This window comes from Glutamicibacter sp. NPDC087831 (genome assembly GCF_044742845.1).
Taxonomy (GTDB): Bacteria; Actinomycetota; Actinomycetes; order Actinomycetales; family Micrococcaceae; genus Glutamicibacter.
The window spans coordinates 1312001-1337149 of the sequence record NZ_JBIUVH010000001.1; the positions used below are offsets into that span (position 1 = coordinate 1312001).

Genomic DNA, 25149 nt, shown 5'->3' on the forward strand with positions numbered 1-25149 from the left:
CTCCGTTCGATCGGCCCCAGAACTTCTTGCAGCGGAGCAGCGTCTGCTACGTACTGACGCTAGCAACTGCGTTTGCACATGACCAATTCGGTTTAAAAACCACTGGTCCCGAGACTATAAGTCTCGAGACCAGCAACTTTGAGCTAGCTTTACGCCAAACGTTCCAGCCAACCGTGACGGTCTTCCACGGTACCCCGCTGAATTCCCAGCAGTTCTTCGCGAATGGACATGGTCACCTCACCGGCTGCAGCATTCTCCTCACCAATGAGCTCTTCGCCGTTCTTCAGCAGGCCGATTGGGGTGATCACCGCCGCTGTACCGCAAGCAAAGACCTCGGCAATGTCGCCTGAGGCGATGCCTTCACGCCACTCATCCAGGGTGATCTTGCGTTCTTCCACCTCCATGCCGCGATCCTTCGCGAGCTGGATGACCGATGAACGGGTCACGCCTTCAAGAATGGTTCCGGTCAACGCTGGGGTCACCAGCTTGTTGTCCTTCGTTACGAAGAAGACATTCATGCCCCCGAGCTCTTCAACGGCATTGTCATTGAAGGAGTCAAGGAACAGAACCTGCTTGCAGCCGTTTTCTTCAGCTTCCAGCTGGGCTACGAGCGAGGCCGCGTAGTTGCCACCGCACTTAGCCGAACCTGTACCGCCTCGGCCTGCTCGTGCGTAGTTCTTCGATACCCAAATGGCCACTGGCTTGAGTTCGCCACCGAAGTAATTGCCTGCTGGAGAGGCGATGACGCGGTAGGAAACCTCACGCGCTGCACGCACACCGAGGAATGCTTCGGTAGCAATCATGAATGGACGCAGGTACAGGGCTTCACCGTCACCGGTAGGAACCCAATCGATATCCGTTGCTACCAGCTTGCGCAGCGAGTCGACGAAAACGTCTTCATCCAGCTGCGGGAGTGCTAGGCGCTGAGCCGACTTATTCATGCGGGCAGCGTTGGCCTGCGGGCGGAAAGTCCATACCGAACCATCGGCGTGGCGGTAGGCCTTCAGGCCTTCGAAGATTTCCTGGCCATAATGCAGAACTGAAGCGGCCGGGTCCATGGCGATAGGGCCGTATGGCTCAATTCGAGCATCATGCCATTCACCGTTACGGCCGCTATCGTCTGCTGACCAGTCGATGACTGCGGTGTGGTCAGTGAAGAAGTCTCCGAACCCAGGATTAGCCAAGACGCCGGCTCGGTCCTGTTCGCTCTTGCGATTCGTTGAGAGATTTTCGGTGAATTCCATCTACCCTGGACTTCCTAGTTCAATAAACAAAGAACGGATGCTCCACGCCTCAGCGGAACATCCGTTCGTGGAATTTGCTACTGGCTATCAGCTAACCAGAAACGTCACTTTCAGCTTATGCCAGTAACGCCACAATTGCATCGCCAATTTCACTTGTGGTGCGATTATCGGTCAATTCTTGACGTGAAGTGATCTCTTTTTCAACAGCTTGCTCAACTGTGCGAGCTTCTTCAGCCAACCCGAGGTGATCAAGCATCAGTGCCACGGACAGAATCGCCGCGGTTGGGTCTGCCTTGTGCTGGCCGGCAATATCAGGAGCCGAACCATGAACCGGCTCAAACATCGATGGGTAGGTACGGTCCATATTGATGTTGCCACTGGCTGCCAGGCCAATACCACCGGTAATGGCGCCGGCCTGGTCGGTGAGGATGTCGCCAAAGAGGTTGTCAGTGACAATCACGTCGAAACGCGATGGGTCCGTGGTCAAGAAGATGGTAGCCGCATCCACGTGCAGGTAATCGTGGGTAACCTCTGGGAATTCCTGCGCCACCATTTCGACAGTGCGCTTCCACAAATGCCCGGCGTGCACCAGCACGTTGTGCTTGTGCACCAGGGTGACACGCTTGCGTTCACGCCCTGATGCACGGCGGAATGCGTCGCGGACAACACGTTCCACACCATAGGCGGTATTTACCGATACTTCGGTAGCGATTTCATGCGAGGTGCCCGTGCGCACCGAACCGCCGTTGCCTACATACGGGCCTTCGGTACCTTCGCGAACCACCACGAAGTCAATTTCACCGGGGTTAGCCAGGGGGCTCTCAATTCCAGGATAGAGCTTAGCCGGACGCAGATTCACGAAATGATCCAGCGAGAAGCGGAGCTTCAGAAGCATTTCGCGCTCGATAATTCCGGACGGAATGCGCGTATCTCCAGGGGCAGCGCCAACAGCGCCGAAGAGAATGGCATCGTGCTTCTTAAGAGCTTCCAGCGTCGCATCCGGAAGTGTTTCGCCAGTCGCCAGCCAATGCTCTGCACCAAGCTTGTAGTCGGTCAGCTTGATCTCGTTCTTGCCACCATTAGTGACGAACTTCAGAACCTTAACCGCTTCGGCAACAACTTCTGGGCCAATACCGTCACCCGGAATGACCGCAATATCAATTACATTTCCCATGGCACAGATTCTATCGACTAGCGTCCGCCATTTGAGAGTTCATCTCAAATAATGAGATTTGATGAGTTTCCGCCGACATATTTCCTCCCTGGGCATGAGGCATCGCCGTCTTCATTGCCGATAACCTTGGATAAACAGATCCTTTGCTTCGCTATACGGATCAACAGCTACTAAAACGTTGAATTGCAGGAACTCTTGATCTTTGCCAATCCCCACCGTCGAATTGACGGTTGGATCCGCGAGAATCCCGGACGGGTAGATTTCATCACCGGCCTGCTGTACACGCTGTTCTGCATACCGGCCGCCCTCAGCCTCGCTTCTTCGATGTCAGTTGCCGCCGTTCTCGCCGTGCTGAGCATTTCTCTTCTCCAGTCAGCTCCGCTGATGGTGCGGCGTCGCTGCCCATGGGCAGCGACCCTCGTTGTCGCCACCGGGCATGTATTGCAACTGGGCTTTGACGGGCTAATGATGTTCTCGCAAGTATCCGTTCCAATCATGGTTTATACCATGGCTGTCTACGGGAAACGCTGGCAGTCATTCAGCACGCTGGGGCTGGGGCTGATTGGCGCGTTGTTGGCGACGTTCAGCATGTTCGGCGCCTCAAGGTACTCGCCTGATCCATCCCCCGTCTTCACCTTCGACATGATGATTTCTTTCGTGGGTCTTGCATTGGTTGTCACCCTTTCTTGGACCTTCGGTGACTTAGCGCGAACGAGGCGTCTGGCCATGAAGTCCCTGAGGGATCACGCCGAACGCCTCGAGAAAGAACGCCTCACCGAGCGCGCCCTGGCAGCTTCCGACGAGAGAAACCACATCGCCCGCGAGATGCATGACATCGTGGCCCATTCGCTCTCTGTCATCATCACCCAGGCTAACGGGGCACGATATGCGGCGGCGAAAGACCCGGAGATTGCCATCGAGACCCTGAAGACAGTTTCAGATACTGGCCGCGCTTCACTGAAAGAAATGCGCAGGCTTCTGGGAGTTCTACGCAAAGATGAGGAATTGGAGAATCGCCCTCTTCCGTCATTGGCAAACGTACCTGAACTCGTAGAAAGCGTTGCCGTGTCCGGACTGAATGTCCATCTCGAAACTTCTGGAACCCCGCGGAAAGAACTACCGGCAGGCGCGGAGCTCACAATCTATCGATGCGTTCAAGAATCGCTCACAAATGTCATTAAGCACGCTGGTCCTGATACACAGACCCAAGTCCATATTGAGTGGACTTCCCGGGGCCTGAATTTGAGCGTCAGCGACGATGGGCGAGGTGCCGGTTCCATCGTCCTGGAAGGCGTAGGACAAGGTCTGCAGGGAATGAAAGAACGCGTAGCCTTATATGAAGGTACCTGCACTGCACTCCCCCGGACCGGGGGCGGTTTCGCCGTTAATGTTTTCATCCCTTACACCGAGGACTAATATTCAAATGCCTAATACAGATGCCATCAAGGTCGGCTTGGTCGATGATCAGCTCTTGGTTCGCAGTGGCTTCAGAATGCTCATTAATTCCCAAGAGGATATGGAAGTCATTGTTGAAGCTGGCAATGGCCGTGAAGCACTAGCTGCACCACTGATGGCTCAGGCGGATGTCATCTTGATGGACGTGCGAATGCCGGAAATGGACGGCATCGAAGCTACCGAACGCCTATTGGATCCAGATAAGAAGGCCGCTGATGGTCCCAAGATCATCGTGCTGACGACTTTCGACATGGACGAATATGCGCTAAGCGCCATTCAAGCCGGCGCCAGCGGCTTTCTTTTGAAGGATGCGCCCCCAGAAGAACTCTTGGAGTCAGTACGCACCGTCAATCGAGGAGATGCCGTCATAGCGCCATCGACCACTCGACGGTTGCTGGACCACATGGCGCCAATGCTCAAGAAGAGCTCGTCACAGCACAAGGATCACCTGATTGCCGCGGTTGAATCGCTGACGCCTCGCGAGCGGGAAGTGTTTGGCCTGATTGCAGAAGGTTTTTCCAACCCGGAAATCGCAGAAAAACTATTCCTGTCAGAAGCTACAGTCAAAACCCATGTGGGTCATATTCTGGCCAAACTGGAAGCTCGTGACCGGGTCCAGGCTGTAGTCATCGCCTACCAGACCGGAGTCGTCACACCCTGACTGAATGAAAAAAATTGAGGTGTTCTGCTCGGATTCAGAATCAAGCAGAACTCCTCAATTTCCTCTCAGGAAAATTCTTACTTCTCTTCCTCGTAACGTGGGAACACAGGAGAAGGAGCTGGGAGCTCAGTGCCTGGGACCAAAGCGCTATCAAAGGACTCGAAGGTTCGCGCCGAACCTTCGCCAACTGCCAACGCATTGAGCATAGAAGTCATGGCCTGCGGCAATACTGGCTGAAGCAGCAACGCCACCTTGCGGACAATCTCAATGGTCACGTACAAGACAGTAGCCATACGCTCAGGATCGGTCTTCTTCAGCTTCCATGGCTCCTGCTCAGCGAAGTAGGCATTGGTATCGCCCAGAACGTGCCAAACGGATTCAAGTGCCTTGCTGAATTCCTGACGCGAGAAAGCATCTCGGTTGATCTCCAGCAGCTTGCCGGCTGCTTCCAGAATCTGCTGATCAGCTTCCAGCAATTCGCCCGGGGTCGGGACTACTCCCCCACAGTTCTTTGCGACCATCGAAAGTGAACGCTGTGCAAGGTTGCCGAAGTTATTGGCCAGGTCACCGTTAATACGGGCAACGATGGTCTCGTGGTTGTAGCTGCCATCGGCACCGAACGGAACTTCACGCAAGAAGAAGTAGCGTACCTGGTCCAAGCCATAACGGTTCACAAAATCATCTGGGGAAACAGTGTTGCCCAGGGATTTGGACATCTTCACGCCGTTATTATGCAGGAATCCATGGATCATGACGCGCTTAGGCAATGGCAGTTTTGCAGACATCAAGAATGCTGGCCAGTAGATCGCGTGGAATCGCGAGATGTCTTTGCCGATCACGTGGACATCTGCCGGCCAGTATTTCTGGAAAGAAGCAGACTCAACGTCCGGAAATCCAACGCCCGTCAGGTAATTGGTCAGCGCGTCTACCCACACGTACATGACATGCTTCTCGTTGCCCGGTACCGGGATGCCCCAATCAAAGGTCGTTCGAGAGATCGAAAGGTCCATCAGACCGCCTTCGACAAACCGTACTACTTCATTGAAGCGGGAACGTGGCGCGCCGAATTCAGGGTTGTTCTGGTAGTACTCCAGCAACTTGTCCTGGTACTTGGATAAGCGGAAGAAGTAGGACTCTTCTTCAGTCCAAGTAACTTCAGTGTCGGTTTCAACGGCATAACGAATACCGTCCTTGCGCACTTCCGTCTGGTCTTCGGTGTAAAAGGCCTCATCGCGTACCGAGTACCATCCTGCGTACTTATCCAAGTAAATGTCATCATTGGCTTCCATGCGGCGCCAGAGTTCCTGCGCAGCCGCATGATGGTCTGCATCAGTGGTACGGATGAAGCGGTCGTAGCTTGTACCCAGCTCATCATTCATGGCCTGGAATGCATCCGAGTTACGCTGGGCCAGCTGAGCCGGCGTGACCCCAAGATTCTCTGCGGTCTGCATCATCTTCTGGCCATGCTCATCGGTGCCGGTCAGGAAGAAGACGTCAAAACCATCCAGGCGCTTGAATCGAGCCATAACGTCGGTAGCCACTACCTCGTAGGCATGCCCAATGTGCGGGGTACCGTTCGGGTAAGAAATAGCCGTGGTGATGTAAAAAGGTTTCTGCTGAGAAGTCACGATATAAATTTACCTTAGCTAGCGTCGGAAAGCGGATTTCCAGATTGTACTGACTCGTCACATGATCTTGCCCAAATACTCCCAGAAGGCGCCACGAAGTGTGCGGCGGATGATCTGCTGATCAGTTTTCCATTCCCCAAGCACTTGAGCGCAATCCTTGAGCAAAGTCCTGTCAATTTCGGGTGGCAGCTGCGGCTTGTCAGCAATGAGTTCTACTACGTCAGACTGTGTCGTGAAGGCAAGCCAGGATTCAGCAACCTTTGCGCCGATCTCTTCTGCAACCTTCAACTCTTGTTGCTCATAAGCCGCGGAACCCTGATAGCCAGAAGCTTCACCACCACTGGAGTAGATCACCACAGGTTCGGCTTCCGGTTCAACGGCTGGCCTGATAACTGGCTTCTGAGCCATGACGGCAGGAGTAGGAACCGATGGCTTCGCTGCTGGCTTTGCTTCTGTCTCCAAAGACGCACTAGCAATTAGAGACGTCTTTTCAGAATGATTCTTGTCCCATTCAAGAACCTTGGTGAATGCGCTATCCAATAGTTGATTCGAAACGATTTCAATGTAGTCAGCGGTCAAAGCCAGGTGTTCAGCCACCGAGGCTACTCCAAGACGGCTATCGGATTTCGCTACGCCTAGTAACACTACTTTCATGCCCAAGTCTTGCGCTTCTTCGACGGCCTCGGCGAGGTCGTCATCGCCGGAGACCAAGTAAGCAATTGATGCCGAGCCATTACGGGCAACCCCTACAAGGTCCAGCGCCAGTCTCAGGTCCACACCTTTTTGCTCTCCGTTATAAGAGATACGACCTAAGCGCACTTTAACGCCGGGTATCAAGCCAATCCGCTTATGCTGCTCAGTAAATAGCCCGTCTTTCGAGGCGTCATACCAATACACGCGGAGGTTATTAAGACCCGTATTCTTCTTTACGGTTTGCACGATCCCGCGTACCAGCGCCTCGTAATGGGTTGTAAAGGCTGATCTTAAGGTCGTTCCGGCGGCACGATGACCGCCTAGTGAGAGCAGAAATCCGGCATCAATAAATATTGCAGTTTGATTCATCATGATTCGATCGTACTGATAAAACTAGGCAAACCATATTGAAAGGGCCTGCATCGCATGACTCTTTCCGGTGTAAACCAGAAAAGACCAGTTCAACTGGTGTTGAACTGGTCTTTTGAACGGAACTAGATGCTGGTTGCCCGCATCATGTCTTCTGGATCTGACAGACTGGAATCGAATTCCTCGATACGCGAACCTACGCCAAGCAATTCTGCAATTGCAGCGACGGTACGTACGGAAGCCCTGCCATCACCGTAAGGGTTTACAGCGTTAGCCATTTCGTTGTAAGCCGCTTCATCATGCAACAGCTCAGTGACCGATTCGAAGATGCGGTTTTCATCGGTGCCGATCAGGCGTACGGTACCCGCGGTAACAGCTTCAGGACGCTCGGTGTTCAGGCGCATGACCAGAACAGGCTTGCCGAGGCTTGGAGCTTCTTCCTGGACGCCACCGGAATCGGTCAAGACGACGGTCGAAGCATCAATGATGCGAGTGAATTCGCCGTAAGCCAGCGGCTCGGTCAAAGTCACGTTAGGCAGTCCATCGATTTCCGGAAGCAACGCTTCGCGAACCGCAGGGTTGCGATGCAACGGCAAGATGAATTCAACATCTGGTTCCGCCTTGGAGAGCTTTGCCAATGCACGGCCGATGCCGCGCATTGGTTCGCCTTGGTTCTCACGACGGTGCGTCGTCACCAGAACAATGCGCTTGTCAGAAGAAACCAATTCTTCCAACTTGGGATCCGAGAAAGGAACCTTCTTTTCGACAACAGTCAGCAGTGCGTCAATGACAGAGTTACCGGTGATAACGATGTCACTTCCCTTGAACGTTTCACGCTCAAGGTTACGCTTGCTCAACGACGTTGGAGCCAAATGCAGGCTGGCGATCTGGCTGGTCAGCTTGCGGTTAGCTTCCTCCGGGAATGGAGAGAAGATGTCATAGCTCCGAAGTCCAGCCTCAGCGTGAACCACTGGGATACCACGGTAGAAAGCAGCGATTGCGCCAGCCGTCGAAGTGGTGGTGTCGCCCTGGACCACTACAGCGTCAGGCTTTTCCTTTTCGAAAATCTCGTCAAGACCAGCAATGGTCTTAGTAAGCAGACCATTCAGGGTCTGGCGCGGCTGAATGACGTCCAAGTCATAGTCCGGCGTGATGCCAAAGAGCTCGTTGACCTGATCCAGCATTTCCCGGTGCTGTCCAGTTACGACAACAACGCATTCAAACTCGTCAGCTTCTTTCAAAGCCTTGACGATCGGCGCAACCTTGATGGCCTCAGGACGAGTGCCATAGATCGGCATGATCTTCTTCATAGATATATACCTTGTCAGCTTGGAGAACTAGCGCCAGAGACCGCGAGTGTCGATAACTTCCTTGCCGGCCAGCGCGGTTGCTGGTACGGACTTGAACTGGTCGTGGTCGACCAGCAAAGTAATTACACTTGCCGATTCTAGGGCTTCATCGGTTGCAACCAGCTTCAGGTTGGCGATGCCCGCAAGATTCTTAGGCAATTCTTCTACATGTGGCTCCACTGCAAGGAACTCGACGGTTGGGTTGGCTTCAGCCAACTTGCGAGCGATCGCAATCGATGGCGATTCACGCATGTCGTCAATGTTCGCTTTGAAAGCCAAACCCATGACCGCTACCTTGCCGTTGAAGGATGGGAGTTTTGTAGCTTCTACAACCTTGTCGATAACCCAGTTCGGCTTTGCATCGTTGGTGTTACGAGCCATGCGGATCAGCTTTGATTCTTCAGGAGCAGCCGAGACAATGAACCATGGATCAACTGCGATGCAGTGACCGCCAACACCTGGACCGGGCTGAAGAATGTTTACGCGTGGGTGGCGGTTGGCCAGGGAGATCAGTTCCCAAACGTCAATGCCCAGCTTGTCGGAGATGACCGACAATTCGTTAGCAAAGGCGATGTTCACGTCGCGGTACGAATTCTCGACCAGCTTTGCCATTTCAGCAGTCTTAGCATCGGTGGTGAGGATAGCTGCCTGGCAGAAGGTCTCGTAAAGAGCCTTGGCCTTCTCTGCAGCTTCTGGGGTGATACCGCCGACAATACGGTCATTGGTGACCAATTCTTCCATGACGTAGCCAGGAAGTACGCGCTCTGGGCAGTGTGCTACAAGCAGGCTGTCCTTGTTCAGGTCGGGACGCTTCTTCAGCAGGTAGTCGAAGAGGTGCTGGGTTGCACCTGGAGGCGAGGTCGACTCGAGGATAACCAGTTCGCCGCCCTTCAGCTTTGGAGCGATGCCCTCTGCTGCAGCCTCAATGTATGAAAGGTCAGCGGTGTAGTCATCGTTGAACGGCGTTGGCACAGCAACAATGTACGCTTCAGCTTCTGGAGTATCGAAGCTTGCAGACAAGGTACCTGCAGTCACCGCGGCGGAAACGAATTCGCCCAACGCCGGCTCTACGAACGGCACCTCGCCCTTGTTGACTGCCTCTACAGTTCGAGGAGTTACATCGACGCCTTTTACGGTGATGCCCTTCGAGGCAAGAATTGCAGCAGTTGGCAATCCGATGTAACCCAAACCGATTACGGCGACTTCTTTAATGTTGTTCACTAAAGTGACTTTCCTTCTGGTACGAGCGATGTTCCCTACGAAAGGGCCTGCAAGCTGATCTTGAAGCACAAGAAGTGCAAGATTAGCCCTATAAACCATATCCCATCACTGAGTTCAGCGACAGCCTCATTGTCACGGAGCTTTACTTATTACTTGCTCGTAAACTTGGACAACGCTAAGCGCGTTTTGCTCCCAAGTTCTATTGGCAAGCACGAATTCCCGCCCTGACTTGCCCATGCGTTCAGCTGCCCCTTGGTTTAAAATCAACTTTTCGATATTTTCGGCCCACTCAGCCACATCCCCCGCAGGTATCAAGTGACCGTTCTCACCGTCAGTGATCAGCTCCTGCAGGGCAGGAAGATCGGATGCCAAGACAGTTACGTTCGATGCCATTGCTTCAACTGGTTTGAGCGGAGTTACCGAGCGAGTGACAGCAGAGTCAATTCGTGGCACGACGAAAGCGTTCAACGCAGCATGATAGACATGCGACTGTTCCCGCGGAATGCGACCAGGAAAAACACAACGCGCGGCGATGCCTAGACTTTTGGCAAGACTGATCAGATTCTCGCGATCCGTACCATCGCCAACGATCAACAAACGTAACTCCTTGTGCTGCTTCGCAAGTTCAGCAACAGCACGGACAACTGTCGAAAGCCCCTCATAAGGGACCAAGCTGCTAACCGTCCCCACATAAAATGCTTCAGAATCGAGGTCCAGCTGCGCACGAGCTTGGACCCTGGGCACGGGTTCCTCTAGGAACTTTTCCCCTATCCCGTTCGGTAATATTGAAATCTTTGATTCATCAACGCCCGCGTCAATCAGGTTGCGTTTCATGGCATCGCCCAAGGTGAAGACATGATCGGCATGCCGAGCTACAAACGCTTCGCGTTCCACGAATAGTCGGTATCGTTCTGAATCTTTCGAGCGCTCGGGACGCGTAGAAAGCCACGTGTCTGCCAGCTGTCCGCGAACTTCATAAACCCACGGTATACCGGTCGCTTCTGCAACGGACTTAACCGCTAGAGCGTTAGAAAAATCTGTCGTCGTGTGAAGTACAGAAGGGGCCTCTTGAAGGACTCTGCTCAGTAGGTCTTCAGCTTGTTGCTGGATTCTTCCGGTGAAGTCATGCTTCGCTGGAAAAGGCAGGCAGCGCTGGTATTCGATACCAGAAACCACGTCAGCTTCTGAGACGGATAGTTTGCCGATATTCAAGGGATAATTCACACGGGTAAGTCCTTTGACTCCCCATCCTGCATCCCTTAATGACGCGAGAATTGAATGAGTTCGTTGTGCGTAACCGCTACCAGTGTGTGGCAACGAATTGGTAGCAACGTAAAGAACAGAACGAGTCGCGCTAGTCGATATACCGGCGGTACGGAGCGGAGAAAGACAGGGCTCTGCCCCCTTGAAGGATGCCAATTCTGATTCATAGTGACGAAGTTGACGGCCACTGCGATTCTGCTGCAACAGCTCAATGGCATCTGTCATCCAGCCCAATGACCACAATAGACGGGCCTTGGCACGTACGTGGGCGATGGAAGGTTTGCCCCTATTGAGTAATTCTTCTGCAAGTTCCCACTCATTGGAAGCAATGCAAAGGTTAGCCAGGAATACTGACTGCCTTGGGTTGCTGTCGGAGCTTAACCATTCTCTGCAGGCAGAGAGCAGGGCACTAGTGTCATCCTTCAGCATGGCCGAGAGCGCGCGTAGCCGAATGCTGGATTTATCACTCCCAAGAGTAATAATCAACGAGCGTAGAACCGGCTTGGACTTGAAGCGGCGAGCAACTTGGAGCGCAAAATAAGTAGGATCATCAGCAATGTTGGAAAGTACCAAATTACCGGTGTTGATTGCATTCGGAATGACTTTTAGATTCAAAAGTTCTGCTCTATCTCTTGGAGTACGCATCGACGACTGTGGCTAGTAGTTCGGCATATTCCCGCCCGGCTTGACGTAGCGATCCATGTTTCCTGACCCAGTCGGTCCCGCGACGATCGGTCCGCAAAATTCCAGGGTTCGCAACCAAGTTGTTAATGTAAGCGGCCAGGGAAGGTACATCTTGTTCAATCACAGTCCCAGCCTCGGAATCACGAATAATTTCCGCTGCTTCTCCTCTGACCAAACCGCTGACGTGCAGATTCAAGTAAAGAAGTTCATAGAGTTTCGAAGGCACTGTGTGATTAAAGCTCGGCCAGTCAGGACGCAGAGAAACTAGGCATGTATCCGCCCACGAGTAATTTTCCAGTACCTCCTGGCCGTAGACAGGGTCTTGGAAGTCAATATCAAGCCCAAGATCCATCGCTAGGCTCATCAATTTACTCTTTTCAGTACCCTGGCCAACAATGCGCAGACGTACAAATTCTGGTACGTACTCCATCGCTCGGATAACGGTCTCCAGACCCTGGCTCCGACCAATGTTCCCTAGATAGAGAATATGGAATTCGCCATCGATCTCGCGTTGAGAAACTGTAAGATCTTCGCGTTCGGTTTCAGCGCCGTTGGTGATTGTGGCGACGTTCTTCACGCCATTTCGCTTCATCTTCCCCGCCAGGCCGTACGTCACCGTGACGAGCATATCGCTTTTATTCACAACGAAACTGATGATCTTCGAAATAGCTGGCTCGACCCAGCGGAACTTGATAACTTGTGATTCACTGAGCAAATCTGGCCAAGCATCCCGGAGGTCGACAACTAAGGGTACACCCCGTAAACGGCTGGCCACGAAGCCAACAATTAGCGTTGGAATTGCTGGGACAGTTGCGATAATAACGTCAGGCTTTTGCCCTCGGAATGCAGCAGGGACGCTCAAAACTGCATCAACGCCATGCTTCAATACTTTTCCGAGCATCGTTTTGGAACGACGCATTGATGGATAGTGCTGCAGATTCAAATAATGATTATCAAGAAGACGACTTTGCCGTTTAGTTGCAATCCGATTTGATTTCGGGGTCACTACAGTAACTTCGTGCCCCAATTGCCCCAGTTCGTCGGCAATAATTGACCAGCGTCGCTGAGGTGGCGAGATCTCAGGCGTGAACGAGTGAGTCAGAAGCATAACTTTCATCTTCTTCACTCCCCTGATTTACCTCGTACTATTTGCACAATAAGACTTTCCTAGAAAAAGACATGTTTATCATTGCGTCCAAACCACTGAATACTACCAGTTGCAGTCAACTCCGCATCACTCAGATCCCAGGTATGCGCTAGCCCATCATTCCCGCGCATCTGGGTAAAGTTGAAACGGTCACTCGAATAAATGGTTCCTCCACGTTCAATGACGTCTTTTAGGAATCTTGTATCTTCGCCACGGTTACGTGTATCAAAGGGTGTCTCGCGGAAAACGTGCGCGCGGCCAAGCATCGTCGGACCCATCACGAGGTTTGTAAAGCGGTGCTCACGTTCGGCAAATCTCAGCAAAGTAGCATCTGAATCCGCGAGGTACATGTAATGCGCCTGCTTGCCTACTATCGAGGCGCCACTGTATCGAAGCGCTGAAACTTGATCGAAGAGATAGTACTCCCCGTATAGGTCGTCATCATCCATTTTGGTGATGAAGTCGCCGTTGGCCATGGCCACCGCGGCGTTCAGGCAGTCACCCAAAGTATTTTCTTCACCCATCTCAAGCAGTTGGTAGTTCGCTACTCCAGCTGCTGATGCCATATCGGCCAGTTGTCCAGTGGCGGCCGAGAACTTATGAGCCACGAGGACGAGCTCAACTTCAACATCCTTCTGTTTCCCTACAGTCTCGAATATATGCTGAAGCTGGTGAGGCCTTATGGTCGAAACAATCGCACTTACCTTTGGAGTACAGGACATGGACATTGGCTGACCGTGAGCAGAACGGATCCCAACGAATTGTTCAACCTGTTGAGCACGATGCGCATAAGTATGGTTCTTCCAGATCCTGCGCTGACCCATATGGACCATTCGCTGGCGAAGTTCTGGGCTCCGAACCAAGCTGCGAATCGAGTTAGATGCTTGTTCCCTGGTGGATACCTGAAGTACCTCTGAAGGCGTGAAGAAATTCTCTATCGCTGCGCTTGGAGCCGAAACCACAGGAGTGCCAGCGGCGGTGATCTCGAATATTCGACGGGCACACATGCTTGGCGAATCGACCACGGAGTTGACGTTCAGAAAAACGTTGTAGTTCTTGTACGCAGAAAGCATCTTGTCATAGTCGAGCGAGCCGACAACATTCTGGTCATACGGTGCCGGGAACTGGTACTTCGCGTCTCCGCCGTGCTGCCGGGAGAAAATGTCTAGCCCGCTAGTGAGCTTTGGCGAGATATCCATGGCTCCGCCAAGCACGATCTCCATCTGTTCTTGTCGTTCGGGGTACTTGTCCGCAAAATACATTCCGGCGAAAGCTACATCTCGGCGTTCTTGGCTAAGTGTCCGTACCGGATTATGGAACTTCGGCTGAGCTGCAAAGCTCAACGCTGCGACACGTTCATGGCCCAGTGCTTCATGGTATTCCGGAATTTTGCGGGAATCTGATGTGAAAACGACATCGAACAGCCTTGCAGAATCGAGGAAGTCGGCGAAGTGCGGTGGGTCTTCTTTATTCCAGAAAACTGCTGGAACAGATCGTTCTTTAAACGCTTCCACCATCTCGACAAACGCTGGTCGAGGTGCCGACGGACCGGTTAGGTGGTACTGCCAAGACTTGTTGTTTCCAGCCCAGGCCGACTCCACGAAGAGAAGATCAAATTCTCGTGTTTCAAGTTCATCCTGCCATGAGCTGGGGGTGATAAAGGTGCAGTTCCATTCAGGCGCCCAAGCTTTCGCGCTGAAATCATCAAGAATGACGGCAACGTTTAACTTTCCATCGTGGTCCTCTGAAGGTTCAAATTCTACCGGTGGGAATTGCAGTCCAAGCAATTTCTCAACATCTGTTCGCAAGTAGCGCTGCTGTCCCCCGATGCGCAAATCATAGTTGCGGCGCTGGTACCACTCCTGCAATTGCTGTGGACCACCCTGGCGAAGATGCCAAAGTGCTTTTCGGAAGTCCCCTAATGCAATTTTCACTTCTCAACTCACTTTATCTTCAATGCAGACTAGATCAATAATACAGTGAGGTGCATTCGGTGGCGATTGCCACTGAACGCACCTCACTAGAGAAAAGCACTAAAGAGCGCTAGTTAGCTTCAATTTCATTCATGATTCGAGCAAGCACATCGTTGGAATCGTAGTTCTTCACAGTGAACTCGCGTGCAGATTCAACCTGCTCTGCCAGTTTCGCTTGATCCTGTACCTGACTGATCACGTATTGAGCTGCTGACGCAGTGTCTGCATGCAACCACTCATTCGGGTACAGCCATTCCGCTCCCGGCCAGGCCAGGCCTACCGGCAACGCACGAGATGCCGCTCCATCTGCAAGAGTGAAGTGGAAGGACTCGAAATCACTGGTGGATACGGCAACACCGATCTCCTGGTACCACTGGGCCATATTATCGCCTTGAGGATCGAAGACCACAGCACCGCGGAGTAGATCAGATTCTTCAATACGAGCATACTGCGCCTCGTAGAAGGCCATTTCTTCCTCGCGTGCAGCCATCCAGGGGTAATCTTCTGGTCGTTTGCCCTTGACGCGCAACATAAAGCGGCTATCGATTGCACGCAACTTTTCCAGTAGATCAAGCACGAGGTCGAATCGCTTCATCTGCGGAACCATGCCGACGAAGCCCAATACAAATTGAGAATCATCGGACTTGGGAAGATCCAGCTTCCTGGTATCCACAGAGTTAGGAATGACCATCGTTTTTTCCTCAGGAATTCCGAACTTTTGAATCGCCATTCCTCGGATCAACTCGCTGACAAAGATCACCTTGTCAACCTTCTTGAAGTTCACCGATCGAGGGTAATCCGTGAATAGTTCCTGCGAGTGGAATCTGGTAACCAGTTTCTGCCCGGGCTTCAAATGCGTTGAATACCACGCCAAATTGCCAAGTGACCATTCGCAGAACACCGTGTCAGCATCTTCTAGAAGATCCTGGCTCTCTTCAACATTGTGCTGAGCGTGGCCGTCCCACTTATCGATCTTCAGGTTGTGCCCGTGTTCGGATATCCCGGCCATGATTGACCCGGCAAACTTCAGGTCATGTCCCGCGACTAGGATGTTCTGCGAGTCCTTGGACGCAGGATTGTCAATGAGCGTGCCGTCCGCTTCTTCGACGTCAAGTGGGCGTCGAAGGCATATGGTCTCTACGGCAGAATCTGCGATGTTGCTACTGCGCGTCAAGGTGGGCAGCTGCGCATCCACGTGCTCGCGCATCCAGAGCGGCAGGCCCTGCGTACCCACGTACTTGTCAGAGACCTGTACCGTTGCAGCTTGGCCATAGAACATGGCAGTTAGCATGTCTTCAAGAACCTGATGATCTTGGAGAATTTCTTCAGCGTTGGAGGCAATCACCTCTGCTTCACGAACTGCGTCATTGCTCATTACTGCAATTCCTGCAGTTCGCAGAATGTTTACTGCAGTATCATCGTCGTTGAACCCGGCAACGTATACCTGCATAGGTCGCACGCTAGCTGCTACAAGATCCCAAGCAATTTCTTCGGTTAACGTCTTCAGTTCAATGCCAAGTGATGGCAAAGTCGGGATATCAACTGCGAGACCAGCCATGCGAAGCGCCATGGCCAAACGATGGTGCGCCAGATGTTTGCGGAAGGTCACACGCAATGGCTCCCAAGCATCGGCCACGCGATCAGCTTCGGAGTTCATCCACAGTGTTGAAATCAGTTCCGATTCCCGGCGCGAACCGACCACAGGAACCGACCCATCAAACATCCAAGTAACGCCGAAGCTCTTGCCGCTAATTACCGGAGTACCACATGCCGCAAGCTCGAAAACTCGACGGGAGAACATAGTTGGCGAGGCATTCACCGAGTTAACGTTCACGTGCACCGGATGAGACTTGTAAGCCTCTACCATTTCTTCGTAAGTCAGACCACCCTGGACATAGTCCTGCAATGCTGGTGGGAACTTGTATGGCGATTCAGGATTATCGGCTTGGCGATCATAGATGGTCAGCCCCTGGGGACGTGCTCCCTCGAGGATTGCGCGCAGTTCCTTCGAACGCTCCGCATAACGATCACCATAATAGGAGCCACCGTACGCCACAGTATGCGAGTAGGTGCGGGAAGATCCCATTGGATTGTGGATTTCCGCTTGCGCCCAGAAGGAAAGGCTGCCCAACGCCTTGAGATTTCCACCACGGTGATCCCAGTAGTCCCGCAAGCAGTTGGCGTCAGTAGTCAAAACAACGTCGAAGTACTTTGCGGTACGGCGGAATCGATTGAAGTGAACCGGGTCTTCCTTGTTCCAGAAGATTGTTGGGATGTTCTTGCTGCGGCAGTAGCCAATTAGCGCTACTAGATCCGCACATTGCTCATCATCGTAGTAACCGACCTTGCGGGTCCAAGTTCCATCATTGCCTGCCCACGCCGATTCTACGAAGAGCACATCGACCGGATTCGATGTCAAGGCTTCTCGCCAGTTCTCAGGAGTTGGCGACACCACATTAACTTCGCGGCTGATGGTTGAGGTCGTAAATTCGTCAGCGATAAGAGCCATCCGAATCTCATTAAGCTTCTTGCCCGCTGGCCTACGGCTCTGGACACTGGCAGCTTGGGCAACGAAAGTTTTTGCCACGATTGGCCATGTACGGTTCTCTACCGTCCACTTACGGGCACGACGCCCCATATCCTGCGCGGTCCTCGGATCATTAGCCAGGAGGGCGATCGATTCAGCCAAGGACTGCACTTGATCCGCTTCGAAGAGCAAGCCTCGAGCACTATCGGTACCAAGCAACGTAGCAATTGGCGAAACGTTGGAACCGATCACCGGACGGCCTGCAGCCATTGCTTCAATAGGCTTCAATGGTGAAACTAGTTCTGTAACAATATTCGATTTTCGCGGGCAGACCACGGCGTCAAAAATTGCCAGGTAATCGTTGATTTGTTCATTCGGTACGCGCCCGGTGAAACGAATTCGCTCTTCCAAGCCCAATTCGGTCACTTGCCGCTTGAGCGCGGGTAAGACCAAGCCGTCGCCAACGATTAGTGCGCCAACGTGCGACAGAGATTCTGGTAGCTCGGCTACCGCGTTGATTAGTAGATCCAGCCCCTCGTAGTCCACAAGGCTGCCAGCATATCCAAGAAGGAACTCGCCCTTCTTTTTCTTGTCAACGACCTTCGATCGCTCAGCTGGGAGAGGGACGTACTGGAAAATGTTCGCAGCATTCGGCAAGATTTCAATCTTGTCTCTTTCTGCACCGCGCTTCACCAGTTCCTCACGGACTTCCTCCGTGATTGCGAAGGCGCGATCCGCTTCGTTCGCCACCAGAGTCTCAATGCGGCGTGCTAGTTCGAATCGTTCCGATTTATGCCAGGTTTCGTTACCAGCGGCTGCGGTAATTTCCCAAAGCCCACGTACTTCGTAGATGAACGGGATTCCAAGACGACGAGCTGCGATCAATGCTGGCAACGCCGTAATGTGATTGGACGCAGAAACGATTACTGAAGGTCGATTCATCATCGCTTCGCGAACATAGATATCCGCCGCGATCTGCACAAACTTATCCAGTGGATCGCTACGTAGTGACACACCTGGGTTAAAGTACGTATCGACGCCCTGGTAATCGCGAATCAGGCGCTTTTCTTTCGGCATCTTCTTGTTGACTTTGGAGTCCCAAGGGTAGCCAGGTCGCGCTGCAATGAAGAGATCCATGCCGGCTTCGGTGACGGCAGTGGTGAGACCAGTCGTACGCGTCGAATAACCGTTGCTGTTGTATTCGCCAGTGCTGTGCGCGCAATACATCACTTTATCCGGCTGCGGCATATAAGCAGGCGTAGAGGTCTTCGGCGGAACTACCGGCAAGGAATCGAATAGTCGGGCTTGTCCCAGAATCTGATCGTGCAAGGCTCCGAAGCTTGAAGGCGATTCCTCCTTCGCAGCAAGAGCAACTAACCCTTCTGAAGGTTCAACAATCTCGCCCTGGTCGCGGTAACGGGCTATATATGCATCCGCTTCACGCTTAATAGCATCGATGAAGCTTTCTTCGATGCCGGTTCCGGCAGGACTGCCTGGCCGACTTACATTGTCGAAGTTGGAAATGCTTGGTGATGCCGCCAGGACTGGAACATTCTTTTGAACCTGGCGAGGAGCAACAGGCTTACGCGCAAAGGGGCTCTTCAAACCGCGTGCGGCTCTAACGACCGGATGGTTCTTTAGATTCTCATACGCCGTTTTGAATTTCTCGGCCCGGTCATGCTCATTCGCGAGTTGCTTCTTGAGAATCGATGCCTCACGGCTGAATTTCTGTCGTGCGTCCTTAGCGGCAGCAAGTTCTCGTTCGAGCCTTGCGATTAGACCATCTGACTTCACCTTGCGCGATCGCAGAGACTCGTTCTCCCGCGATAATTTCGATGATTGCGCACGGTACTTAGCCAAATCATCCAGTACCCTGATCTCAAAGTCACCTTCAAGATTCAGATATTCCTGTCTAATGCTAAAAAGTTCGGCACGCGAACTCATTGCTTGAGCGGTCTTGCGATTCGATCGTTTCAACGAGGAAACTCCCTCAACTTTGTAGTCCTATCCGCAAGTAATTCTAGCGGTTCGATTGGAAGAGCCGAGGTTTGACACAACCTAGCGATAGCAATTCAGCGAAACACTTCCTGACCCATTGGGTTGTCGGTGAAATATTCGTCCATTGTCGCCAGGCACAATCGTTCGATTCCAGCAAGGTTGGGCCCCGCCAGCAATGTGTAGGCGTTGATGATGCGGGCTCCCAGTAAAACGACTTCACACGCCCATGAATACATACTGTTGACCTTGCCCCGATCAAGCAGAACCGGCCTCGCGTACCTAGTCTTCACGTGATTGTGGTCAAGCAACGAGCGAAATCATAATGTCGATAATTCACCAACACGTAAGTTTGATTACACATCAGCCGTCTAAAGAAGTACCGCAAACGCCAGAAAGTCGACGCGACGGTCAGAAAACGACTCAGAGAAATCAATATGCTTAGTTCATAATTCCGCGCCAACCAGCCCCAAAAAAAATCGGAGTGGCTGATTGGCGATAGGAATTATGTAACTATTCTTTGCCCAGTCGATTAACTGCTGATTTCAACAAGTCCGTCACTTGAGTCGTATAAGCAAATCCTGGGCAAACTGCGAGCTAACTTTATCTGCGGAAAGTCTCTTCTGTTCGGCAGAAATGGCCGCTAGAACAGCCTTACTCCCGATTAGATCTATGGATTCCATCATGGAATCTGCTAGGGACGCTACGGTTTCATCCTCTACAAAAATCGTACTCTCTGAATTTAGTTCCGCCAGAAACGTAGGAGTCGCCGAAGCAACAATTGGGAGATCGAATGCGCCGTACAATAACGCGGCACCGCTATTCAACGATCGAGCATAATGAACAACTCCAACATCTGACGCGCGCATAAAGTACTGCACTTTATCCGTTGGTATGTTTGAGTCTTCGATCAAAACACGTGGGTGAACGTTCGCTCTGGTTATAAACTCTTGCACTTCATCTGAGTTGTCTGCTTTACCAGCAAATATCATTCTAAATCGCTGCATGGGGTTCTTGGCAACCAAATGATCAAACGCATCGAGCGTACGGCTTAGACCCTTGTAAGCCTTAAGTGCACCAAAAACAAGGAAAACAATCTCGTCGCCATGGATTCCTAACGCCGCTCGCGCGTCCTCTCGGCTCACATAATCAGGGTAGGCACCTTTATAGCTCGGATGCGGTGAAACTAGAATCTTGGAACTATCAATCTCGGTAATACCTGACATAGCATCGGCCGTGGCTCCAGACATCACGTGTAAAACGTCTGCAGTGTCGGCGATCCGTTGCTGGATTTCAAGTTCAACATGTACATGCATTGCGTCATGCGGATAGACGTTATGAACAGTCCAGACAATATTGAAACCGAACTTTTGGAGACGTTGCAGCCTTCCAGCCATACCCAAGCCCATCATTCTGGCACGCTCCGGGTCTTCCATCCCCTGGGTCATCCATGAGTTCCAGTGTAAATGCAGAGTCTTTGTTAGTGGCCTCAGGGATAAGTTCTGCAGATCCAAAAACTTAGCCGGCTGGAGAACGGGCGCCGCCAGAATTCCTTCATTCGGAAATTGCTTGTAACACAGGGCCTGATAGGGATTGACCCTCGCAACCGGTGTATATGCCAGTAGGTGTTGGTCTCCAATATCGGATTTAGAAGCATGCAGAGAGCCCAGAAGCTCAGAGGTTGGCGACAACTCAGTCGCACGGAATCCCAAATAAGTGGATTTCATGTTAGCTCCCTAACTTAGAAAATTCTTGTACATATCGATCACCATTGGACTTCCAAGTACGCTCCGATATCACCCACTCGTATCCGGCTTGGGCGATTCTTTCCTGTGCCTCACGATCTTCGAACAATGACTCAAGTCGATCAGCCAATGACTCGGCGTCGCCTGCAGTATAAGACAATCCACGTTTTGGCGCGTCCGTAATTTCCAATAGCGCTGGCAGATCTGATGTAACAACAGGTTTGCGTTGTGCCATCGCTTCGAATGGTTTTAGCGGAGTAACATACGTGGCAGCACGTTCCCGAATGCGTGGAACGACGAAGAGATCAATTAGTGAGTAGTACTCGTCGATCTCGTTATGATCAACGGAACCCGTAAATATCACTCGGTCCGATACACCACGCTCAGTTGCGAGCTCCTTTAACAGATCCATGCGGGGACCGCCGCCCACTAGAATGCATTTTGCTACCCGCCCGCGACTGCCAAGAATAGCAAGCGCCTCAATCAGTGTTTCCTGCGATTCACGGTAGTGGTCCATGTTTGAGACGTATCCGAAAGTCGGAACATTCAACAATCCGTATTTTCTAGCCAACTCAATGTTTCTATCAACGGGTTTGAAGTGTTCAGAGTCGACGGCGTTGGGAATAATTCCGATCTTTTTGGGCGGAACTCCTCTTGAAACAAGTTCATCCTTCATGGATTCACAAATAGTCAAAACACGATCCGCAACTGCCATGCAGTACTCTTCGGTCGCCATCCGCTGAGTGAAGATCTCGCCAGATTGCTCAACGCGTGTATCATCAGTCCAGTTTGCTTCGAAGAACGAGCGCACTTCATATACCAGTGGAATTCCGGTCTTCGCCCGAAGAGCAATACCTGAAAGCGCGGTCTCAAATCCACGTCTTCCCGAACTGGCATGAATCACTTGTGGGCGAAGTTTCTTGATTTCTTCGTAGGCTAAGTCAGCAAACATCTGATTGAACTGGTCAGCCGGAACTTTCGAATAATCAATCGAACCCATTCCTAATCTGACGTGCAGAATGCCATCAACGAACTCGGTGCGTGTTTTAGGATTGTTATCCGGGAAGCCCGGTTCAGTGATGACGACGGGCTCCAAGCCAGAAGCTTTTTCAGCTAAGAAGTTCTTATGGCTGCGCGAGGTGAATCCATTGGAAAGATTCGGTCGGCTCTCTTTAACCAGATGTACTATACGTCCCTCGACGAGGCTATCGATTCTACGTATTGGACCCTGAATTTTAGGAACTGCGCCATGCAATTCCTTTACACGACCTTCGAGGAACTGCAATCCAGCAGTATTCTGAGATTTTTCTTTCTTGGCAATTCGATAGCTCAATTCGAGAGCATCAGAGATAGACCCCTCTTTGGTTCTCAACACACGAAGAGCCTTCATATTGGAAAGCGAGTCTCTAGTACGATCCGACGTGGCATCAGCCCAAATGTTCGCTTTAGTGAAGTCTCGATCCCGAGTATAAAAAGCTACAGCATTGCCTTCATTGAATTGGGAAGTAAGGACAGGAAATTTTTGCAGAATTTCTTTCAGCCTACGCGACTCACCGCTATCTCCAAGTCCTGCAACCATATCTGCCAATGCTTTTCGTTGCCGACCTGCAAAATTCACTAGACGCGCGATGTCTTGGTGTGCTTTATCCAGTTCTTGCAATACTTCTTTTTTGTTGTATTTCTTAGAATCCATCATTGGCTCCATTCATCTCCAAGGCCGTGGAGTTCTCGAATCGCACAATAGATAAAACCTCATCGGCAACCTTATCAATGACACCAGGTTCACGTGATTCACCGTTGAAGCGTAAATACGGCTCAGTATTCGACGGACGTAAATTGAACCACCACGAGCCGTCCTCGGCCGTAAAAGTCGTGCCGTCCATTTCCGTTATAACCGTAGGTGAAGACTTGAAGGAAGCGACAACTCTAGCGATAGCGCCGGTCTTGTCTGCGACTATTGAATTAATCTCTCCGGTTGAAACATACGGCTCATATTCAGCGCCCAATTCTGAGAGAGATCCGCTTTGTTCGCCCAGCGCCGCCAAAACGTGCATCGCCGCAAGCATGCCTGTATCCGCATTGTAAAAGTCACGGAAATAATAGTGAGCAGAATGCTCTCCGCCAAATACAGCACCCTGCTTGGCCATTTCAGCTTTAATGAATGAGTGTCCAACTCTTGTCATTACAGGGGTGCCACCTGACTTTTCTACAAATTCGGGGACAGCCTTCGACGTGATCAGATTATGAATGACGATTGGAGTTTTCTCCCCTGCAGCTTGGACCCGAGCAATTTCACGCGTTGCCACGAGAGCCGTGATTGCGCTTGGTGAAAGTGGCAACCCACGTTCGTCAATTACGAAGCACCGATCCGCATCGCCATCAAACGCCAGACCCAGATCTGCTTTATGCTTCAATACTGCCGATTGTAAATCTCTAAGGTTCTCAGACTCCAGCGGATTTGCAGGGTGATTCGGGAAGGTCCCATCGAGTTCAAAGTACAGCGGCACTATTTCTAGCGGTAGCTTCGAAAGTAAGCCATCGCCAAGTACAGCTGGGGTGGTTAAACCGCCCATTCCGTTACCGGCATCTACAACTAGTTTAAGCGGACGTATATTGGATAAATCGACAAGTTCTCGCAAGTAACTGGAATAGTCGGCCAGCACATCTTGCTCACGAATCTTACCCAGCAAGTTGTTCGGTACCGTTGGTATTCCGGCAGCCAGATAGGCTTGTGCTTGATCTCGAATATCGTAAAGTCCGTTCTCTGATGAGATTGGACGTGCGCTTGATTTCGACATCTTGATGCCGTTGTACTCGGCCGGGTTATGACTCGCTGTAAAAACAACTCCCGCGGCATCATATTTTCCTGAAGCAAAGTACAGTTCGTCCGTAGACACAAGCCCAAGCATGACAACGTTGGCTCCACGCTGAATAGCGCCGCGAGCAAAAGCTTCGGTAAAAGTAGGACTTGATGGACGCATATCTCCACCAACTAACACTTCATTACCTGCTAAGCCCAGTACATCGACGAAAGCAGCTCCAATTGCTTCCACTGCTTCAGCGTTGATACTCTCGTCCACAATGCCCCGTACGTCATAGGCTTTAAAAGAGTCGTTGAGGTTGATATCAATACTTGACAAGATGGATTCTCACTTCTTTTTCATCATTTCATGTTGGCACATAGCAGACCGCTCCTTCAGAACTTGCTCGCCTACGACCTGTAAAGCAAGTCGCGTCATGATCAAGAATCCTACATAGAACGGAGATGTTGTTTGTTGATAGCTGAGGTTAACAACTTGCGGGTGGATGGTGGATTTTAGAGCACCTCGGTAGCGCCGTCGGCCTTCAAGGCCTCCACGGTCTGCTTGACCTTCTGCGCATGCTCCTTGGTGGTCACCAGCAACGCGTCGGCGGTATCCACCACGACCACATCCTCGATCCCGACCAGGGCCACCACGCGCGGGCGGTCCGAATAGACCACGCCGGTAGCGCTGTCGGCATACACGCGCACCGACTCGCCGCCCAGGTTGATGATGCCCTCCTCGGCACTGGCCTTGTTCAAGCGGCCGATCGCGGCGAAGTCGCCCACGTCGTCCCAGTTGAAAACGCCCGGGATCACCGCGACATCGCCGGCCGCGGCGGCCGGCTCGGCCACCGCATAGTCAATGGCGATCTTCGGCAGATCGGCCCAGACTTCGCGCATCACGGTTTCGCGCTGATCGGTTTCCCAGGCATCGGCGATCTTCATCAGGCCCATGTACAGCGCCGGCTCGTTGGCTTCCAGGTGCTTGAGCATCAGGCTCACCGGCGCGACGAACATGCCGGCATTCCACAGGAACCCGCCCGAGGCCAGGTACTTGCGGGCGGTGTCCTCATCGGGCTTCTCCACGAACTGCACCACGCCGCGCGCCGACGGCGCATTGGGGACCTCCAGCGGCTGGCCGGTCTGGATGTAGCCGAAACCGGTGGAAGGGTGCGTCGGGTGGATGCCGATGGTCACGATCTTGCCGGTCGCAGCGGT

At 52.2% G+C, this 25149-nt stretch carries 16 protein-coding genes; 2 read left to right on the forward strand and 14 right to left on the reverse strand.

The window, feature by feature from the left end:
• Positions 1-149: 149 nt before the first annotated feature.
• Together ACIOJF_RS06355 and ACIOJF_RS06360 are read right to left on the reverse strand one after the other, a co-directional pair.
• Positions 150-1244 (reverse strand): branched-chain amino acid aminotransferase, encoded by a 1095-nt coding sequence (locus tag ACIOJF_RS06355; protein WP_400288793.1) that lies wholly within the window; start codon positions 1242-1244, stop codon positions 150-152.
• A gap of 115 nt (positions 1245-1359) precedes the next feature.
• Positions 1360-2418, reverse strand: a complete 1059-nt coding sequence (locus ACIOJF_RS06360; RefSeq protein ID WP_402741360.1) for a 3-isopropylmalate dehydrogenase — start codon at positions 2416-2418, stop codon at positions 1360-1362.
• A gap of 183 nt (positions 2419-2601) precedes the next feature.
• Here ACIOJF_RS06360 and ACIOJF_RS06365 point away from each other — a divergent pair, with 183 nt between their 5' ends.
• A complete protein-coding gene (locus tag ACIOJF_RS06365; protein ID WP_402741361.1) occupies positions 2602-3834 on the forward strand; it encodes a sensor histidine kinase in 1233 nt (410 codons plus the stop codon).
• A 7-nt stretch (positions 3835-3841) separates the two neighbouring features.
• The gene (locus tag ACIOJF_RS06370; protein WP_105659141.1) at positions 3842-4534 is read left to right on the forward strand and encodes a response regulator transcription factor; all 693 of its coding nucleotides are present in this window, start codon (positions 3842-3844) and stop codon (positions 4532-4534) included.
• A 77-nt stretch (positions 4535-4611) separates the two neighbouring features.
• Here the strand turns inward: ACIOJF_RS06370 and metG are convergent, their stop codons facing one another.
• The 12 genes from metG to ACIOJF_RS06430 form a co-directional block, all read right to left on the reverse strand.
• Positions 4612-6162, reverse strand: a complete 1551-nt coding sequence (gene metG / locus ACIOJF_RS06375; protein WP_400288790.1) for a methionine--tRNA ligase — start codon at positions 6160-6162, stop codon at positions 4612-4614.
• A 57-nt stretch (positions 6163-6219) separates the two neighbouring features.
• On the reverse strand, positions 6220-7227 hold the full coding sequence (locus tag ACIOJF_RS06380; protein WP_402741362.1) for an NYN domain-containing protein: 1008 nt from the start codon (positions 7225-7227) through the stop codon (positions 6220-6222).
• Positions 7228-7349: 122 nt separating this feature from the next.
• On the reverse strand, positions 7350-8534 hold the full coding sequence (gene wecB, locus ACIOJF_RS06385; RefSeq protein WP_133834663.1) for a non-hydrolyzing UDP-N-acetylglucosamine 2-epimerase: 1185 nt from the start codon (positions 8532-8534) through the stop codon (positions 7350-7352).
• 27 nt (positions 8535-8561) lie between these two features.
• Positions 8562-9794 (reverse strand): UDP-N-acetyl-D-mannosamine dehydrogenase, encoded by a 1233-nt coding sequence (wecC, locus tag ACIOJF_RS06390; protein WP_133834664.1) that lies wholly within the window; start codon positions 9792-9794, stop codon positions 8562-8564.
• Between the two features lie 132 nt (positions 9795-9926).
• Positions 9927-11702 (reverse strand): glycosyltransferase family 4 protein, encoded by a 1776-nt coding sequence (locus tag ACIOJF_RS06395; protein WP_402741363.1) that lies wholly within the window; start codon positions 11700-11702, stop codon positions 9927-9929.
• A complete protein-coding gene (locus ACIOJF_RS06400; protein WP_402741377.1) occupies positions 11683-12858 on the reverse strand; it encodes a glycosyltransferase family 4 protein in 1176 nt (391 codons plus the stop codon). Before ACIOJF_RS06400 ends, ACIOJF_RS06395 begins: the two co-directional genes overlap by 20 nt.
• Positions 12859-12908: 50 nt before the next feature.
• Positions 12909-14822: a glycosyltransferase gene (locus ACIOJF_RS06405; RefSeq protein ID WP_286172285.1), complete on the reverse strand. Its 1914-nt coding sequence runs from the start codon at positions 14820-14822 to the stop codon at positions 12909-12911.
• A 109-nt stretch (positions 14823-14931) separates the two neighbouring features.
• Positions 14932-19365, reverse strand: coding sequence for a glycosyltransferase (locus tag ACIOJF_RS06410; RefSeq protein ID WP_402741364.1), 4434 nt, complete (start codon positions 19363-19365; stop codon positions 14932-14934).
• 575 nt (positions 19366-19940) lie between these two features.
• On the reverse strand, positions 19941-21110 hold the full coding sequence (locus tag ACIOJF_RS06415) for a glycosyltransferase (protein ID WP_400288779.1): 1170 nt from the start codon (positions 21108-21110) through the stop codon (positions 19941-19943).
• A 1-nt stretch (position 21111) separates the two neighbouring features.
• Entirely contained in the window at positions 21112-22824 is a 1713-nt protein-coding gene (locus tag ACIOJF_RS06420; RefSeq protein WP_402741365.1) for a glycosyltransferase family 4 protein, read from the reverse strand.
• Complete coding sequence (locus tag ACIOJF_RS06425) at positions 22811-24268, reverse strand: phosphomannomutase/phosphoglucomutase (RefSeq protein WP_402741366.1); 1458 nt, start codon at positions 24266-24268, stop codon at positions 22811-22813. Before ACIOJF_RS06425 ends, ACIOJF_RS06420 begins: the two co-directional genes overlap by 14 nt.
• Before the next feature lie 176 nt (positions 24269-24444).
• Positions 24445-25149, reverse strand: a 705-nt coding sequence (locus tag ACIOJF_RS06430) for a sugar phosphate nucleotidyltransferase (protein ID WP_402741367.1), incomplete at its 5' end; no start/stop codon positions are given.

Bases quoted from the DNA above. Each gene is read 5' to 3' on its own strand.
- ACIOJF_RS06415 (WP_400288779.1), bottom strand. From the start codon at position 21,110: ATGAAATCCACTTATTTGGGATTCCGTGCGACTGAGTTGTCGCCAACC.
- wecB (WP_133834663.1), bottom strand. From the start codon at position 8,534: ATGAAGAAGATCATGCCGATCTATGGCACTCGTCCTGAGGCCATCAAG.
- ACIOJF_RS06360 (WP_402741360.1), bottom strand. From the start codon at position 2,418: ATGGGAAATGTAATTGATATTGCGGTCATTCCGGGTGACGGTATTGGC.
- ACIOJF_RS06395 (WP_402741363.1), bottom strand. From the start codon at position 11,702: ATGCGTACTCCAAGAGATAGAGCAGAACTTTTGAATCTAAAAGTCATT.
- ACIOJF_RS06370 (WP_105659141.1), top strand. From the start codon at position 3,842: ATGCCTAATACAGATGCCATCAAGGTCGGCTTGGTCGATGATCAGCTC.
- ACIOJF_RS06400 (WP_402741377.1), bottom strand. From the start codon at position 12,858: ATGAAAGTTATGCTTCTGACTCACTCGTTCACGCCTGAGATCTCGCCA.
- ACIOJF_RS06380 (WP_402741362.1), bottom strand. From the start codon at position 7,227: ATGATGAATCAAACTGCAATATTTATTGATGCCGGATTTCTGCTCTCA.
- ACIOJF_RS06355 (WP_400288793.1), bottom strand. From the start codon at position 1,244: ATGGAATTCACCGAAAATCTCTCAACGAATCGCAAGAGCGAACAGGAC.
- ACIOJF_RS06420 (WP_402741365.1), bottom strand. From the start codon at position 22,824: ATGATGGATTCTAAGAAATACAACAAAAAAGAAGTATTGCAAGAACTG.